Raw genomic sequence first — 15,968 nt, forward strand, 5'->3', positions numbered from 1 at the left:
TTGGGGTTCGGCGTCCTGTGGGTCAGGGCGCGGGGTGGGAGGGGCGGAAGCGGCGCCGGTATTCGGCGGGCGCGGTGCCGAGTGCCCTGACGAAGGCGCGGCGCATCGCCTCGGGGGTGCCGTAGCCGCTGGACCGCGAGATCCGGGCGACCCCGTCCGTGGTGTCCTCCAGCAGTCGGCGGGCCTGTTCGAGGCGTACGCGGTCGACGAAGCGACCCGGTGTCATGCCGGTCTCCGCCTGGAAGGCGCGGGCGAAGTGCCGGGGCGAGAGCCCGGCCCGCGCGGCGAGCGCCTCCACGCAGAGGTCGTCCTCGGGGTGCTCGCTGATCCAGTGCTGGACGTCCTTCAGGGGCTCACGGCGGGCCGTCTGCGCGGTGAGCTGGGCGCTGAACTGGGCCTGGCTGCCCGGCCGCCGCAGGAACACGACGAGATGACGGGCCACGGTGAGCGCCACGTCGCGGCCGTGGTCCTCCTCGACGAGCGCGAGGGCGAGATCGATGCCCGCGGTGACACCGGCGGAGGTGGCCAGCTTTCCGTCCCGGACGAAGATCGGGTCCGGGTCGACCTCGACGGCCGGATACGTGCGGGCGAGGTGCTCGCAGACCGCCCAGTGCGTCGTGACGCGGTGGCCGTCCAGCAGCCCCGCCCCGGCGAGCAGCAGTGCGCCGGTGCAGACGGAGACGAGCCGGTCGGCGTGCGGGGCGCGGTCGCGGAGCCAGTCGACCAGTGCGGGGTCGGGGGCGCGCGTGCCCTGGCCGCCGGGGACGAGGAGCGTATGGGGCGGCCGGGCGTCGGCGAGTGCGCTGTCGGGGACGAGGGTGAGTCCGCTGGTGCTGCGGACCGGAGCTCCGTCCAGGGAGGCGGTGCGCAGCTCGTACGTGGCCCCGGGGAACCGCGAGGCACCGGCGAAGACCTCCATCGGGCCGCTGACATCGAGGCTCTGGACGCCGTCGAAGAGGACGACGAGTACGGATCGCTGCTTCATGCCGCTCATCCTGGGCGGCCCGGCCGATGGCCGCAATGACGAGTACCCCACCTTTCCTGCCATGGGCGGTGCGCCCACTGGAATCCCCCGCCGTACGGCTTCCGTGACGTACCGACCAGTCGGTAACGTGCGGGGCATGAGTACTCTTCCTCCCCGCGCCGGACGCCGCTGTCACAACGCCCTCAACCCGCTGCACTCCACCGTCTACTTCTCCCCCGACCTCGGGAAGGAGATGGGCGGGCTGGGCATCGACGACTCCAACGCCGCCTACTTCGCCGCGCGCAGCGCCGCGATGGGCGCGGTCGGAGCGGGCACCGTCAGCGCGACCTTCTACAACTTCAACCACGAGCTGGTGGCCCGCCATCTGCCCGCCGTGTGGTCCGTCGCCTCCCCGCAGGCGGTTCTCGACGCCCGTCTGCGCGCGGCCGACTCGACGCTCCGCCGGCTGCTCGGCGAGGAGACGATCGCATCGGCCGAGCTCGCCGAGGCCGCACAGCTGGCGCTGCGCGCCACCGAGGGCTGCACCCGCCACGCCCGGCCGCTGTACGCCGCCCACGCCGATCTGCCGGTCCCCGACGAGCCGCACCTGGCGTACTGGCACGCGGCGACCCTCCTGCGTGAACACCGCGGCGACGCCCATCTCGCCGCGCTCATCGCCGCCGGTCTCGACCCGGTCGAGGCCATGGTCAGCCACACCGCGACCGGCAAGGGCATGGCTCCGCGCTGGATCCTCGCCACCCGCGGCTGGCGCCGCGCCGACTGGGACGCGGCGGCCGAGCGGCTGCGCGTACGCGGGCTCCTGGACGGCGAGGGCGAGTTGACGGAGGCGGGCGTGGCGCTGCGGGCCGGCCTGGAGGAGGCGACGGACCGGATGGACGCCGCGCCGTACGAACACCTGGGCGCGGAGGGCGTCGAGCGGCTGACCGAGCTCGGGCGCGGCTACCTGTTCGCGGCGGCGTCCACCGGAGCGTTCCCGGACGACCTCGTCGGAAAGGGCTGAGCCGGGACGTTTACGAACCGCGGCGGGGGTCAGGCGCAGAACACACAACACACCGCGACGAAGGAGAACACCATGCGCACGATCGCAGACATCTTCCGCACCATCGGCTCGGCGGTGGCCACTGTGGTGACGCTCCCCTTCCGGCTGGTGGCAAAGCTCTTCGGCGGCGCGTCGCGCGGCGGCCGGACCCGGCGCGCCTGAGTGAACGGTCCGCGGCGCGGCATCCGACGAGGTCACGCGACACGGCACCCGCCCACCCGGCACAATGCAGGCGAAGGGGACCACCCCGGCTGTGGACCACTCCGTGGCACACAGCCAGCACAGCCAGTACGGGAAGGCGAGTCGGGAAAACCGTGACGACGTCCATCGAAGGCAGGATCGCCGAGGAGCTCGGCGTACGTGAGCGTCAGGTGAAGGCGGCCGTCGAGCTGCTGGACGGCGGGTCGACCGTGCCGTTCATCGCGCGCTACCGCAAGGAAGCCACCGAGATGCTCGACGACGCGCAGCTGCGCACGCTCGAGGAACGGCTGCGCTATCTGCGGGAGCTGGAGGACCGCCGTGCGGCGATCCTCGAATCCGTACGCGAGCAGGGCAAGCTCGACGAGGCGCTGGAGGCTCGGATCCGGGCCGCCGACACCAAGGCACGGCTGGAGGACATCTACCTCCCGTTCAAGCCGAAGCGCCGGACGAAGGCACAGATCGCCCGCGAGGCGGGGCTCGGACCGCTGGCGGACGGGCTGCTCGGCGACCCGTCGGTCGATCCGCTCGTGGCGGCCGCCGCGTTCGTCGACGCGGACAAGGGCGTGGCGGACGGGGCGGCGGCGCTGGACGGCGCCCGCGCCATTCTCGCCGAACGGTTCTCCGAGGACGCCGACCTCACGGGCGAGCTGCGGGAGCGCATGTGGTCGCGCGGACGCCTCACGGCGAAGGTCCGGGACGGCAAGGAGGAGGCCGGCGCGAAGTTCGCCGACTACTTCGACTTCACGGAGCCGTTCACCGCACTGCCCTCGCACCGCGTGCTGGCCATGCTGCGGGGCGAGAAGGAGGACGTGCTCGACCTCGTACTGGAACCGGAGGAGCCCGAGGCGGCGGAACGGCCGGGCCCTTCGGCGTACGAGAACATGATCGCCCGGCGCTTCGGCGTCAACGACCGCGGGCGCCCGGGCGACAAGTGGCTCGGCGACACCGTGCGCTGGGCCTGGCGGACCAGGATTCTGGTCCACCTCGGGATCGACCTGCGGCTGCGGCTGCGTACGGCGGCGGAGGACGAGGCGGTACGCGTCTTCGCGTCGAACCTGCGGGATCTGCTGCTCGCCGCGCCGGCCGGGACACGGGCGACGCTGGGGCTCGACCCCGGCTTCCGTACGGGCGTGAAGGTCGCCGTCGTCGACGCGACCGGCAAGGTGGTGGCCACCGACGTCATCCACCCGCACGTCCCCGCCAACCGGTGGGACGAGTCGCTGGCCAAGCTGGAGCGGCTGGCGAAGGCGCACTCCGTCGATCTGATCGCGATCGGCAACGGCACGGCGTCCCGCGAGACCGACAAGCTTGCCGGTGAACTGTGTGAGAAACACCCGGAGTTGAAGCTCACCAAGGTGATGGTCTCGGAGGCCGGCGCCTCGGTGTACTCGGCGTCCGCCTTCGCCTCGCAGGAACTCCCCGACATGGACGTGTCGTTGCGCGGAGCGGTCTCGATCGCCCGTCGCCTCCAGGACCCGCTGGCCGAGCTGGTGAAGATCGACCCCAAGTCGATCGGAGTCGGTCAGTACCAGCACGACCTGTCCGAGGTGAAGCTGTCGCGCTCGCTGGACGCGGTCGTCGAGGACTGTGTGAACGGGGTCGGCGTCGACGTCAACACCGCTTCCGCGCCGCTGCTTTCACGGGTGTCCGGCATCGGTTCCGGCCTCGCCGAGAACATCGTCGCGCACCGGGACACCAACGGGCCGTTCCGTTCGCGCCGGGCGCTGAAGGACGTCGCCCGGCTGGGCCCGAAGGCGTACGAGCAGTGCGCGGGCTTCCTCCGCATCCGGGGCGGCGACGACCCGCTGGACGCGTCGAGCGTGCACCCCGAGGCGTACCCGGTGGTGCGGGCGATGGTGAAGACGGCGGGCAGCGAGGTGGCGACGCTGATCGGCAACGCGGAAGTGCTGCGGACGCTGCGGGCCGACGACTTCGTGAACGACAAGTTCGGACTGCCGACGGTCACGGACATCCTGAAGGAGCTGGAGAAGCCGGGGCGTGACCCGCGCCCGGCGTTCAAGACGGCCACCTTCAAGGACGGCGTCGAGAAGATCGGCGATCTGGCGTCCGGCATGGTGCTGGAGGGAGTCGTCACGAACGTGGCGGCGTTCGGCGCGTTCGTGGACATCGGTGTGCACCAGGACGGTCTGGTGCATGTGTCGGCGATGTCCAGGACCTTCGTGAAGGACCCGCGGGATGTCGTGAAGCCGGGTGACATCGTCAAGGTCAAGGTCATGGACGTCGACATTCCGCGCAAGCGGATCTCCTTGACGCTGCGGCTGGACGACGAGGCGGTACCGGCCGGGCAGGCGGGGCAGGACGGCGGCCAGAGGCGGGAGCGGGGCGAAGGCGGCGAGCGCGGTGCGCGCACCGGCCGGCCGCCCCGGCCTCGTCAGGGCGGCGGCAGCAGCCAGGGCGGCGGTCAGGCGGCCCAGGGCGGCCAGGGGCGTGACCGGCGGGGCGGCAGCGGTGGCGGCGGTGCACGCCAGGCGCCGACTGCCGCGCCCGGCAACAGTGCGATGGCGGACGCGCTGCGGCGGGCGGGGCTGGTGGACCCCAAGCAGGGCGGCAAGAAGCGGTAGGCGGGAAACGGGATGGGGCGGGGGCGGCCGCTGCGCGGCGCTGCCCCCGCCCCTTCCTTCGCGCCTTCGCGAAGCGGTGTCTCAGCCCTGTCAGATCTCCGAGACCTTGCCGTCCGCCACTTCCAGGCGACGCGTCGTGTGGACGGCCTCCAGCATCCGGCGGTCGTGCGTGACCAGCAGCAGCGTGCCCGTGTAGGAGTCGAGTGCCGACTCCAGCTGTTCGATCGCCGGCAGGTCCAGGTGGTTCGTCGGCTCGTCCAGGACCAGGAGGTTGACGCCCCGGCCCTGGAGGAGAGCGAGTGCCGCGCGGGTGCGCTCGCCCGGGGAGAGGGTCGTCGCGGGGCGCGTCACATGGTCGGCGCGGAGGCCGAACTTGGCGAGCAGGGTGCGCACTTCGGCGGGTTCGGTCTCCGGAACGGCCGCGCAGAACGCGTCGAGCAGGCTCTCCGAACCGTGGAACAGCTTGCGGGCCTGGTCGACCTCTCCGACCACCACGCCCGAGCCCAGCGTGGCATGGCCCGAGTCGAGCGGAAGTCTGCCGAGCAGGGCGGCGAGCAGGGTGGACTTGCCCGCCCCGTTGGCTCCGGTGATGGCGACCCGGTCCGCCCAGTCGATCTGCAGCGTCGCCGGGCCGAACGCGAAGTCGCCCAGGACCACCTCGGCGTCGCGGAGGGAGGCGACGACCGAACCGGAGCGCGGTGCGGAGGCGATCTCCATCCGGAGCTCCCACTCCTTGCGGGGCTCGTCGACGACGTCGAGGCGCTCGATCATGCGCTGCGTCTGCCGGGCCTTGGCGGCCTGCTTCTCGCTCGACTCGCTGCGGAACTTGCGGCCGATCTTGTCGTTGTCGGTGGCCTTGCGGCGGGCGTTCTTGACGCCCTTGTCCATCCAGGACCGCTGCGTCTGCGCGCGGTTCTCCAGGGCGGACCGCTTGTCGGCGTACTCGTCGAACTCCTCGCGGGCGTGCCTGCGGGCGCGGTCGCGCTCCTCCAGATAGGCCGCGTAGCCGCCGCCGTACAGGTTGATCTCCTGCTGGGCCAGGTCCAGCTCCAGGACCTTGGTGACCGTGCGCATCAGGAACTCGCGGTCGTGGCTGATGACGACCGTGCCCATGCGCAGTCCCGCGACGTAGCGCTCAAGGCGCTCCAGGCCGTCCAGGTCCAGGTCGTTGGTGGGCTCGTCCAGCAGGAAGATGTCGTACCGGGACAGCAGGAGCGAGGCGAGTCCGGCGCGGGCGGCCTGGCCGCCGGAGAGCGCCGTCATCGGGAGGTCCAGGCCGACGGTCAGGCCGAGGTCGGCGGCGACCTCCTCGGCCCTCTCGTCCAGGTCGGCGCCGCCGAGGGAGAGCCAGCGCTCCAGCGTCTCGGAGTACGCGTCGTCCGCGCCCGGCGCTCCGTCGACGAGGGCCTGGGTCGCGGCGTCCATCGCCTCCTGGGCATCGGCGACCCCGGTACGGCGGGCGAGGAACGCCCGCACCGTCTCGTCCGGGCGCCGCTCGGGCTCCTGCGGGAGATGCCCGACGGTGGCGGTGGGCGGGGAGAGGCGCAGCTCACCCTCCTCCGGGCGGTCGAGCCCGGCGAGGAGACGGAGCAGGGACGATTTACCGGCACCGTTGACTCCGACGAGACCGATCACGTCGCCGGGCGCGACGACGAGGTCGAGCCCTGCGAAGAGAGTGCGGTCGCCGTGTCCGGCGGCGAGATCCTTGGCGACGAGAGTGGCAGTCATCAGGGCTCGATCCTAATCGGCGTCCGCGGAGGTCCGACCAGCCCGACCGGTTTACGCGGAGATCCGCTAGCGTCCCGGCCCAGGAGTGCGGTCGGAACCGGAGCGGCAGGGGTGACAGCGATGGCGGACGTGATCGTGGTGGGGAGCGGGGTGATCGGGCTGACCACCGCGGTGGTCCTCGCGGAGTCCGGCCGCCGGGTCCGGGTCTGGTCGCGCGAACCGGCCGCGACGACGACCTCCTCGGTGGCCGGCGCGCTGTGGTGGCCCTACCGGATCGAGCCCGAGGCGCTGGTCGGGGACTGGGCACTGGCGACCCTGCGGGTGTACGAGGAACTGGCCGCCGAACCCGGGGAGACCGGCGTACGCCTGGTCGCCGGGGTGCACCGGGGCGAGCGGTTCGCCGGGCTCGGGCCGTGGGCCCGGCAGCTCCGGGCCGCGGCCGAGGTGGCGGACGGGCTGCGGGCGACACTGCCGCTCCTCGACATGCCGGCGCATCTGGGCTGGCTGGAGCGGCGTCTGGCGGCTGCCGGGGGCACGGTCGAGCGGCGGTCGGCGTCGAGCTTCGAGGAGGCGGCGGCCGAGGCGCCGGCCGTCGTCAACTGCACCGGACTGGGCGCGCGCGACCTGGTTCCGGATGCCGGGGTGCGGCCGGTGCGAGGTCAGCTGACCGTGGTGGAGAACCCGGGGATCGACGAGTGGTTCACGGAGGCGGACCCCGCGTCGAGCGCCACGACGTACTTCTTTCCCCAGCCCTGGGGCCTTGTGCTCGGGGGCACGGCCGAGGTGGACGACCGGCGCACGGAACCGGATGCCCGCACGGCCGAGGAGATCGTGGCGCGATGTGCCCGGATCAGGCCGGAGATCGCCGGGGCCCGGATCATCGGACACCGGGTGGGGCTGCGGCCTTCCCGGGACGCCGGGGTGCGAATCGAGGCCGGGCCGATGCCCGGGGGCGGGCGCCTCGTGCACAACTACGGGCACGGAGGCGCCGGGGTGACGGTCGCCTGGGGCTGCGCGCGGGAGGCGGCCCGGCTGGTGGGCTGAGCCACCGCCGGGGTGGCGTACCGGGCCGCTTCCGCGTCCCGGTGTGCCGGGCCGCTTCCGCTTCCGCTTCCGCGACGGGCCACGGCTGGGGGCGTCAGGCGTCGGGGTCGGTCTTGTCCGCCGTGCCGGGCCTGTCCGCCGTGCCGGTGGCGGCCCCCTTGTTCATGCGCTCCGTGGTGATCTGGCTGGTGCCGGGACCGATCCGGATCTCGAAGTCGCCGTCGTACTTGGCGTGGCCCTCGATGACCGCCGACTCGACCGCTTCGACCCCGAATTCGCGCCGGACGATCAGCGGGTCCTGCCGCAGGTCCCGCATGAGGGCGACGCACATGCCGACCATGACGACGGTGAACGGGGCGGCCACCAGAATGGTGAGGTTCTGGAGCCCGGCGAGCGCGTCGCCCTTGCCGTCGCCGATGAGCAGCATGATGGCGGCCACGGCGCCGGTGACGACGCCCCAGAAGACCACGACCCAGGTGGCGGGTTCGAGGACGCCCTTCTGGGAGAGCGTGCCCATCACGATGGAGGCGGCGTCGGCGCCGGAGACGAAGAAGATCCCGACCAGGATCATCACCAGGATGCTCATGACCGTGGGGATGGGGAACTCCTGGAGCACGCCGAAGAGCTGGGCCTCCGGGGTGTCGGCCTCGCCCAGCCTGCCGGCTTCCTGGAGCCTGATCGCCGAACCGCCGAAGACCGCGAACCAGACCAGGCTGACGGTGCTGGGCACGAGGATCACGCCGCCGACGAACTGACGGATGGTCCGGCCGCGGCTGATCCTGGCGATGAACATGCCCACGAAGGGCGTCCAGGAGATCCACCAGGCCCAGTAGAAGACCGTCCAGCTCGCCAGCCAGTCGGCCACTTCGCCCTTGCCGGTGGCCTCGGTGCGGCCTGCGAGCTGCGCCAGATCACCGAAGTACGCGCCGATCGAGGTCGGCAGCAGGTCGAGCACGATGATCGTGGGACCGGCGATGAAGACGAAGAGGACGAGAATCAGCGCGAGCACCATGTTGATGTTGGACAGCCACTGGATGCCCTTCTCCACGCCGGAGACCGCCGAGGCGACGAAGGCGACCGTCAGGACGGCGATGATCGCGACGAGCAGGCCGGTGCCCGTCTTCTCCATCCAGTCCAGCTCCTGGAAGCCGCTGCCGATCTGGAGGGTGCCGAGCCCCAGCGAGGCCGCGGAGCCGAAGAGCGTGGCGAAGATGGCGAGGATGTCGATGACCCGGCCCAGGGCACCGCGAGCTCGCCGTTCGCCGATGAGCGGCTCGAAGACCGCGCTGATCGTCTGGCGCCTGCGCCGCCGGTAGGTGCTGTACGCGATGGCGAGGCCGACCACCGCGTAGATCGCCCAGGGGTGCAGCGTCCAGTGGAAGAGGGTGGTGGCCATCGCCGTCTGCATCGCTTCGGCGTCGTCGGTGGGGTGGGTGCCGGGCGGTGGATTGACGAAGTGGGCGAGCGGCTCGCTCACTCCGTAGAACATCAGACCGATGCCCATACCGGCACTGAACATCATCGCGACCCAGGAGACGGTCCGGAACTCGGGTTCCTCGCCCTCCTGTCCGAGCGAGATCTTCCCGTACCGGCTGACCGCGAGCCACAGGGCGAAGACGACGAACCCGGAGGCCGCGAGCATGAAGGCCCAGCCGCCGTTGTGGATCAGCCCGTTGAGCAACGTGCTGGAGACGCTCTCCAGCGAATCGGTGGCCGCGGCACCCCAGACCACGAATGCGAGGGTGAATACCGCGGTGACTCCGAAGACCACCCGGTCGGTCGTGGGACTCCGGCCGTGGTGCGGTTCGGCGGGGAGGTCTGCCGTGACCGGCAGCTCCCCCCGCCCATCCGTTCTCTGATCGTCCTGCGACACAAATGGCACCTTTCACGGAGTCCGAAAATCGCTCTCCGTAGGCAGTACCACACAGGACGGGCATCTTCCGGGATCAACAAGCCGTAACGGCTTGACCGCTTGTGAGGTGATATGTCGCCCGCTCGTCGAGGAGGAGCGGAACGAGATTGCGTGCCGGCTGCCGCAGCGGTACGTACGCTCCGTCACCTTCGGACCGGGAAGCGACCCCGTGCAGGGCCAGCTCGTCCCCCACCTCGGCGTACTGGGCGGCGGTGAGCCGGTAGCCGCAGGGCGGGTCCTGGAGGATCTCGTCCGGCTCGGCCGGGTCGTTGTCCGCGCCGGCGAGGTGGACGGGTCCCCGGTCGGCGAAGCCCGCGAGACGGGATGCCGTGGTGGCTGCCTCGATCCGGCCGCGCCGCTCGTCGTCGAAGGCGAACAGGCCGTCGAGTGCGGCCTGCTGGGATTCGACCCTGCGCCGCTGGTTGAGGGCCTGGTCGGCCTTCTCGGCGGCGGAGAGCGCGTCGACGCGGGACTCGATGAGCAGGCCCACCGCGTGCTTGATGCCCGAGGCGTTGCGCAGGATGCGCTCCTGCCCGTCGCCCGCGGTCTGCTTGATGGGGTCCCCGGTGACCGGGTCGGTCCAGATTCCGTAGATACCGCTGCTGTAGCCCGCCTCCCCCGCCACCGGCCTGACGTACCGGTCGGACAGGGTCTGCGAGGCGTCGTGCACCCCGTCGTGGACGTTGAGGTTGCGGGGCCAGAGGACGAAGAGGTCCTTGTCGTAGTACGGCGGGGTGGCCCCGTACTCGTGCAAGTCGTAGATCACATCCGGCCGTTGGTCGCGGATGACCCCGGCCATGGCCCGGCCCTCGACGGTCTGCAGCGCGATGTGGTCACGGTTGATGTCGACGCCGTCCGCGTTGCCGCGGGTGTTCGCCGCCCGTCCGTCGGGGTTGGCGGTGGGCAGGACCAGCACGTTCGTACGGGACAGGAAGGTGCCGGTCGCCCGGTCCCGCGCGAAGGCGAGATCCCGGACGGTCGAGAGGCACGCCTCGCGGCCGGACGGTTCGTCGCCGTGCTGACTGCAGATCAGCAGCATCGTGTGGGCCGCCGGGCGGTGGGCGCCGATGCGGACCAGTTGCAGGGGGCGGCCCTGCTTCGTCGTGCCGATGCGCTCGATCGCGACGCGGTCGCTCGCCCGGTCGACCGCGGCGAGGAACTCCTGCTCCTCCGGCTGCCCCGTCCAGCGGGCCCCGTTGCTCGTCTCGAATCCGGTCCGGGGCTCGGAGTGCGCGGCCTCGGCGGGGACGGTGGCGAACGGTACGGCTAGAGCCGCCGCGGCGACGGTCAGGGCGAAGCCGCGCACTCCGGTGCGGCGACTGCGGGTCACGCCCCTGGTTCGGGTGCTGCGGAGTGCACGGGCGATGCGAGGGGTCATCTGCGACTGCCTCCCGGGATGCGGTGGGCGGGCACGACGGTGCCCGCGCACGTATCAGCGTGTGCGGAAGGTACCTCGGTCAACTCCTGTGCAACAGGGGGCGATCACCCGGCGATGTGCCGGGGCGCCGGTGAAGCCGGTCGGTTACCGGCCCGACGGGGCCGGCCGTCCGCCGTCCGCCCGCCGGTGCGCCGCCCGCGCCCTGCGGGCGAGCGGCAGGTAACGCAGTCGCTCGGGAAGGACGGGGACCACCGTGCGGACGACGCCGCAGAACTGACGCAGCCTCCGCTCGTCCCGCGGTGTCCACTCCAGTCCGATCGCCGCCCGGGCCTCCGGAGGCATGAGGCCGACGGTGACGAAGCCGCGGAACCGGGCCAGGGGAGGCAGCAGTACGGGCCACAGGACCCGGAGCAGGAGCCGTACGGGCAGGGGGCCGCGGTCCGGCGGGGGGACGGTCGCGTCGGAGGCCACCAGTTCGCGGACGACGGCGGTCGCCTCGACCTCCTCGGCGAGCATCCTGCGGTAGTACGGCCAGAACTCCTCGACCGTCTGCGGCATGTCCCGGTCGTGGATGCCGAGTATCCGGCCCACCTGGAGCCATTCGCGGTACAGGGCCCGCTCCTGCGCCTCGGTCATGGGACGGACCAGATAGCGCGCCGCGTGCCGGTACACGGGGAAGCCGGTGGCGTGCACCCAGGCGTAGTTCGCGGGGGTCAGCGCGTGGTAGCGGCGGCCCCGGGTGTCGGTCCCCCGGATGGTCCGGTGCAACAGGCGGAGCCGGCGTCCTTCCTCGGCCGCCGCGTCCCCTCCGTACACCCAGAGCTGGAGCGAGCGCAGGGAGCGCTCGCCGCGCCCCCACGGGTCCGTGCGGAAGACGGAGTGTTCGTCGACGCCCGCGCCGACCGCCGGGTGGGCGACCTGGAGGGTGAGGGCGGCGGGCAGGATCAGCAGGGAGCGGATGTCACCGGTCAGGCTCCACAGCACTCCGCCGGGCGGGGGCGGCGCGGGGGCCTCGCCCTCGTCCGACACCTCGGCTGCCGCGCTGTCCATGCGGGGGCTCCTGGCACTCGACGGGCGTACGGTCCCCGTGACCGGCCCGTATGTGTTCCAGTATGCGATCGCGGGTGCGCCGGGGCAGGGCCGCCCCTGTCCGTCAGCCGGCCAGCAGGGGCACCAGACAGCGGCGCGCGAGGAGCCGGAGCTGCGCGTCGTCGTCGATGGCGAAGGAACCCGCCGGGTTGAGCAGGAAGGAGACGATGATCCGCACCGCCAGCTCGGCGGCAGGTGCGGTATCGGTCTCCGGCCGCCCCCGCGCCGCACACTCGCCGTGGCGCAGCCGGTCCGCCAGGTAGCCCCGCAGGGCGAGCAGGACGGGGCCGTGCTCCGCGGTGAGGAGGGGGAGCACGGTCTCCGGCTCGATCCGCAGCAACCCGGCGACGAGCGGGTGTTCGCGGACGTGTTCCAGGACGGCGACGAAGCCCTCCACGAGCCGCTCCTCCCGGGTGGGCAGGGCGGTGATCACCTCGTCCACGTCCACGACGAAACGGCGGTACTCGCGCAGCAGACAGGCTGCCAGCAGGTCGTCGCGGCCACCGATCCGGCGGAGGACGGTGAGCCGGGAAACCCTGGCACGTGCGGCGATCCTGTCGACGGTGGTGCGCCGGACGCCGTGGTTCATGAACTGCTCACGGGCCGCGTCGAGTATCTGCTCGCTCAGGGCGTCGGACGGCGGCGTCTCCGTGAGCGCGCGGGCGAGCAACTCCTCGTTCGTACTCCGTCGCGCCATGGGCCCTCCCCCGATTCGCCCCAGGTTCTCTCCACGATAGCCAGGTCGACACATGGACATGGAGACATTCGGACACCAGGTGGCGTACGCCGGGTGCGTCAGTCGTAGTCGTACACGGTGACGGATATGCCCCGCTTCACCAGGCGCTGCCCGATCAGCGGCTCGATCCTGGACCACGGTAGGGGGTGCCTCTGACAGCCGGCCCCTCCGTCGTCGCCCGCGGGCCGCCGAATACCGCCGCGCACTTTCACAACAGTGGTGAGACAGCAATACTGTTGAACCTATGGGTACGCAGGTCATGTGCTACCCGGCGGTACGAGCGTGAGCAGCGAGGAGCAGACATGGCGACCGGGACCGAGGAGCCGACGCTCACCGTCGACGAGCTTGCGGCGCGCGCCGGGGTCACTGTCCGCACCGTGCGTTTCTACAGCACCCGGGGGCTCCTGCCGCCGCCGGTGATCGGACCGCGCCGGGTCGGACACTACGGGCGCGACCACCTCGCGCGGCTGGCCCTGATCGAGGAGCTCCAGCACCAGGGCATGACGCTGGCCGCGATCGAACGGTATCTGGAGCAGTTGCCGCCCGATCTGAGCGCGCGGGACCTGGCGATCCACCGGGCGCTGGTGGCGTCCTGGGCTCCGGACAAGCCCGAGGACATGACGCGGGCCGAGCTGGAACGGCGCGCGGGGCGGGCGCTCTCGGAGCCGGATCTGGATCTGCTGACGGCGATGGCCGTGCTGGAGCGGCCCGAGGCCGGCGGGGACGGCTACCGGGTCGATCCGGGGCTGCTCCGGCTCGGGGTGGAACTCCTGGACGTACCGATCGCGCACGAGACGATCCTCGCCGCGCGCACGGTGCTGCTGGAGCACACCCGCTCGGCGGCGCAGGAGCTGACCCGGCTGTTCCGGGACGAGGTGTGGAGCCCGTACCGGGAGCGGGAGTCCGATCCGGAGCACGTCGCGGCGATGAAGTCGCTGTCGGCCCATATGCAGCCCATGGTGGTGCAGGCCCTGGTGACCGCGTTCCGGCGTTCGTTGAAGGAAGAGCTGCGGGCCGCGTTCACGGCGCGGTAGCACCGGACGAGCGCGGCCCGCACGGAGCGGGTCAGTCGTGGAAGGTCTCGCCCTTCTCCGCCTTCTCCACGAGCAGGGCGGGCGGCAGGAAGCGGTCGCCGTACTTCTCGGCGAGTTCCCGTGCGCGCGCCACGAAGCCGGGCAGGCCGCCTTCGTATCCGTTGATGTACTGGAGCACTCCGCCGGTCCAGGCGGGGAAGCCGATGCCCATGATGGAGCCGATGTTGGCGTCGGCGACCGTGATGAGGACCTCCTCCTCCAGGCAGCGGACGCTGTCCAGTGCCTCGGAGAAGAGCATCCGCTCCTGCATGTCGGCGAAGGGGACGTCCGCACCGGGCTTGGCGAAGTGCTCGCGCAGGCCGGGCCAGAGCCTGGTCCGCCTGCCCGCTTCGTCGTACTCGTAGAAGCCCGCGCCGCCGCTGCGTCCCGGGCGCCCGAACTCGTCGACCATCCGGTCGATGACCCCGTCCGAGGGGTGCCCGGCCCAGGTGCCGCCCGCCTCCTCGACGGCCCGCCTGGTCTCGTTGCGGATCTTACGGGGCAGGGTCAGCGTCAGCTCGTCCATCAGGGAGAGCACCTTGGCCGGGTAGCCGGCCTGCGCCGCGGCCTGCTCCACCGAGGCGGGCTCGACGCCCTCGCCGATCATGGCGACGCCCTCGTTGATGAACTGGCCGATGACGCGCGAGGTGAAGAAGCCGCGCGAGTCGTTGACGACGATCGGCGTCTTCTTGATCCGGCGCACCAGGTCGAAGGCACGGGCCAGGGCCTCGTCGCCGGTCCGCTCGCCCTTGATGATCTCGACGAGCGGCATCTTGTCGACGGGCGAGAAGAAGTGCAGCCCGATGAAGTCCACCGGCCGCGACACGCCTTCGGCGAGGACGGTGATGGGCAGCGTGGAGGTGTTGGAGCAGAGCAGCGCGTCGGGCTCGACGATGTCCTGGATCTCCTGGAACACCTTGTGCTTGAGCGAGGTGTCCTCGAAGACGGCCTCGATCACCGCGTCGCAGCCCGCCAGGTCGGCCGGGTCGCCGGTGGGGGTGATCCGGGCCAGCAGTTCGTCACGCTTCGCCTCGGTCGTACGGCCCCGGGAGAGCGCCTTGGCGAGCAGCTTCTCGCTGTACGCCTTGCCCTTGGCGGCGGCCTCGGTGCTGACGTCCTTGAGCACGACGTCGATGCCGGCGCGCGCGCAGGAGTACGCGATGCCCGCGCCCATCATCCCCGCGCCGAGCACGGCGACCTTGCGGACCGGGCGCTCCGCGATGCCCTTGGGGCGGCTGGCCCCGGAGTTGACGGCCTGGAGGTCGAAGAAGAACGCCTGGATCATGTTCTTCGAGACCTGGCCGGTGACCAGCTCGGTGAAGTAGCGGGCCTCGATGGTCAGCGCGGTCTCGAAGTCGACCTGCGAGCCCTCGACCGCGGCGGCGAGGATGTTGCGCGGCGCGGGCATGGGGGCGCCCGCGATCTGCTTCTTCAGGTTGGAGGGGAAGGCCGGCAGATTGGCGGCGAACCTCGGGTTGGACGGGGTGCCGCCGGGGATCTTGTACCCCTTGACGTCCCAGGGCTGCTGCGACTCGGGGTGCGCGTCGATGAACGCGCGTGCCTTGGCGAGCATGTCCTGGGGGGTGGCCGCGAGCTCGTGGACCAGACCGTTCTCCAGCGCGCGCTGCGGGGTGTACTGGGTGCCCTGGAGCAGGACCTTGAGCAGCGCGTCGGCGATGCCCATCAGCCGTACGGTGCGGGTGACACCGCCGCCCGCGGGCAGCAGGCCGAGGGTGACCTCGGGCAGCCCGATCCGGGAACCGGAGACGTCGAGGGCGATGCGGTGGTGGCTGGCGAGCGCGATCTCGTAACCGCCGCCGAGCGCCGCGCCGTTGATGGCGGCGACGACGGGCTTGCCGAGGGTCTCGATGCGGCGCAGGGAGCGCTTGATGGCCGTTCCGGTGTCGAACGCCTGCTGGGCGTTCCCGGGACCGACCTTGATCATGTCCTTGAGGTCGCCGCCCGCGAAGAAGGTCTTCTTGGCGGAGGTGTAGATGATGCCCCGGATGGAGTCCTTCTCGGCCTCGGCGCGGTCGGCGATGACCGCGATGGAGTCCTTGAACGCCTGGTTCATCGTGTTGGCGGACTGGTCGGGGTCGTCGAGGACGAGGGTGACGACGCCGGTCCCGTCCTGTTCCCAGCGGATGGTCGTGCTCTCGGTCATTGGCTTGTCTTCTCCGTAAGCAGGGGTGGCCGGGGAC

12 protein-coding genes are annotated in these 15,968 nt (G+C 71.6%); 5 read left to right on the forward strand and 7 right to left on the reverse strand.

Annotated features, from left to right (window positions below; genetic code table 11):
• Positions 1–22 precede the first annotated feature (22 nt).
• On the reverse strand, positions 23–985 hold the full coding sequence (locus ACFWSK_RS05980) for a GlxA family transcriptional regulator (protein ID WP_383782449.1): 963 nt from the start codon (positions 983–985) through the stop codon (positions 23–25).
• 136 nt (positions 986–1,121) lie between these two features.
• Between ACFWSK_RS05980 and ACFWSK_RS05985 the strand changes: the two genes are divergently transcribed.
• From ACFWSK_RS05985 to ACFWSK_RS05995, 3 genes are all read left to right on the forward strand, one after another.
• Complete coding sequence (locus ACFWSK_RS05985; protein ID WP_383782451.1) at positions 1,122–1,985, forward strand: hypothetical protein; 864 nt, start codon at positions 1,122–1,124, stop codon at positions 1,983–1,985.
• Positions 1,986–2,057: 72 nt separating this feature from the next.
• Positions 2,058–2,186, forward strand: a complete 129-nt coding sequence (locus ACFWSK_RS05990) for an LPFR motif small protein (RefSeq protein WP_362838937.1) — start codon at positions 2,058–2,060, stop codon at positions 2,184–2,186.
• 152 nt (positions 2,187–2,338) lie between these two features.
• Positions 2,339–4,807, forward strand: coding sequence for a Tex family protein (locus ACFWSK_RS05995; RefSeq protein WP_383782453.1), 2,469 nt, complete (start codon positions 2,339–2,341; stop codon positions 4,805–4,807).
• Positions 4,808–4,897: 90 nt separating this feature from the next.
• Here ACFWSK_RS05995 and ACFWSK_RS06000 read toward each other — a convergent pair whose 3' ends face one another.
• Positions 4,898–6,535 carry an ABC-F family ATP-binding cassette domain-containing protein gene (locus tag ACFWSK_RS06000; RefSeq protein ID WP_383782455.1) on the reverse strand — a complete coding sequence of 546 codons (1,638 nt, stop codon included), beginning with the start codon at positions 6,533–6,535 and terminating at the stop codon, positions 4,898–4,900.
• 120 nt (positions 6,536–6,655) lie between these two features.
• On the opposite strand from ACFWSK_RS06000, the gene ACFWSK_RS06005 reads away from it, so the two are divergent.
• Positions 6,656–7,579, forward strand: coding sequence for an FAD-dependent oxidoreductase (locus tag ACFWSK_RS06005; RefSeq protein WP_383782457.1), 924 nt, complete (start codon positions 6,656–6,658; stop codon positions 7,577–7,579).
• Between the two features lie 94 nt (positions 7,580–7,673).
• Here ACFWSK_RS06005 and ACFWSK_RS06010 read toward each other — a convergent pair whose 3' ends face one another.
• The 4 genes from ACFWSK_RS06010 to ACFWSK_RS06025 all read right to left on the reverse strand — a co-directional run bounded on the left by ACFWSK_RS06010 (position 7,674) and on the right by ACFWSK_RS06025 (position 12,655).
• Positions 7,674–9,452 carry a BCCT family transporter gene (locus ACFWSK_RS06010; RefSeq protein WP_383782459.1) on the reverse strand — a complete coding sequence of 593 codons (1,779 nt, stop codon included), beginning with the start codon at positions 9,450–9,452 and terminating at the stop codon, positions 7,674–7,676.
• A 73-nt stretch (positions 9,453–9,525) separates the two neighbouring features.
• Positions 9,526–10,869: a M14 family metallocarboxypeptidase gene (locus ACFWSK_RS06015; RefSeq protein ID WP_383782461.1), complete on the reverse strand. Its 1,344-nt coding sequence runs from the start codon at positions 10,867–10,869 to the stop codon at positions 9,526–9,528.
• Between the two features lie 144 nt (positions 10,870–11,013).
• Positions 11,014–11,919 carry an oxygenase MpaB family protein gene (locus ACFWSK_RS06020; protein WP_383782463.1) on the reverse strand — a complete coding sequence of 302 codons (906 nt, stop codon included), beginning with the start codon at positions 11,917–11,919 and terminating at the stop codon, positions 11,014–11,016.
• A 103-nt stretch (positions 11,920–12,022) separates the two neighbouring features.
• Positions 12,023–12,655, reverse strand: a complete 633-nt coding sequence (locus tag ACFWSK_RS06025; RefSeq protein ID WP_383782465.1) for a TetR/AcrR family transcriptional regulator — start codon at positions 12,653–12,655, stop codon at positions 12,023–12,025.
• A 341-nt stretch (positions 12,656–12,996) separates the two neighbouring features.
• Here ACFWSK_RS06025 and ACFWSK_RS06030 point away from each other — a divergent pair, with 341 nt between their 5' ends.
• A complete protein-coding gene (locus ACFWSK_RS06030; protein ID WP_383782467.1) occupies positions 12,997–13,728 on the forward strand; it encodes a MerR family transcriptional regulator in 732 nt (243 codons plus the stop codon).
• Positions 13,729–13,759: 31 nt separating this feature from the next.
• Here ACFWSK_RS06030 and ACFWSK_RS06035 read toward each other — a convergent pair whose 3' ends face one another.
• Positions 13,760–15,931, reverse strand: a complete 2,172-nt coding sequence (locus ACFWSK_RS06035) for a 3-hydroxyacyl-CoA dehydrogenase NAD-binding domain-containing protein (RefSeq protein WP_383782469.1) — start codon at positions 15,929–15,931, stop codon at positions 13,760–13,762.
• Positions 15,932–15,968: the final 37 nt, after the last annotated feature.

Origin of the sequence: Streptomyces sp. NPDC058620 (assembly GCF_042717135.1) — a bacterium.
GTDB lineage: Bacteria > Actinomycetota > Actinomycetes > Streptomycetales > Streptomycetaceae > Streptomyces.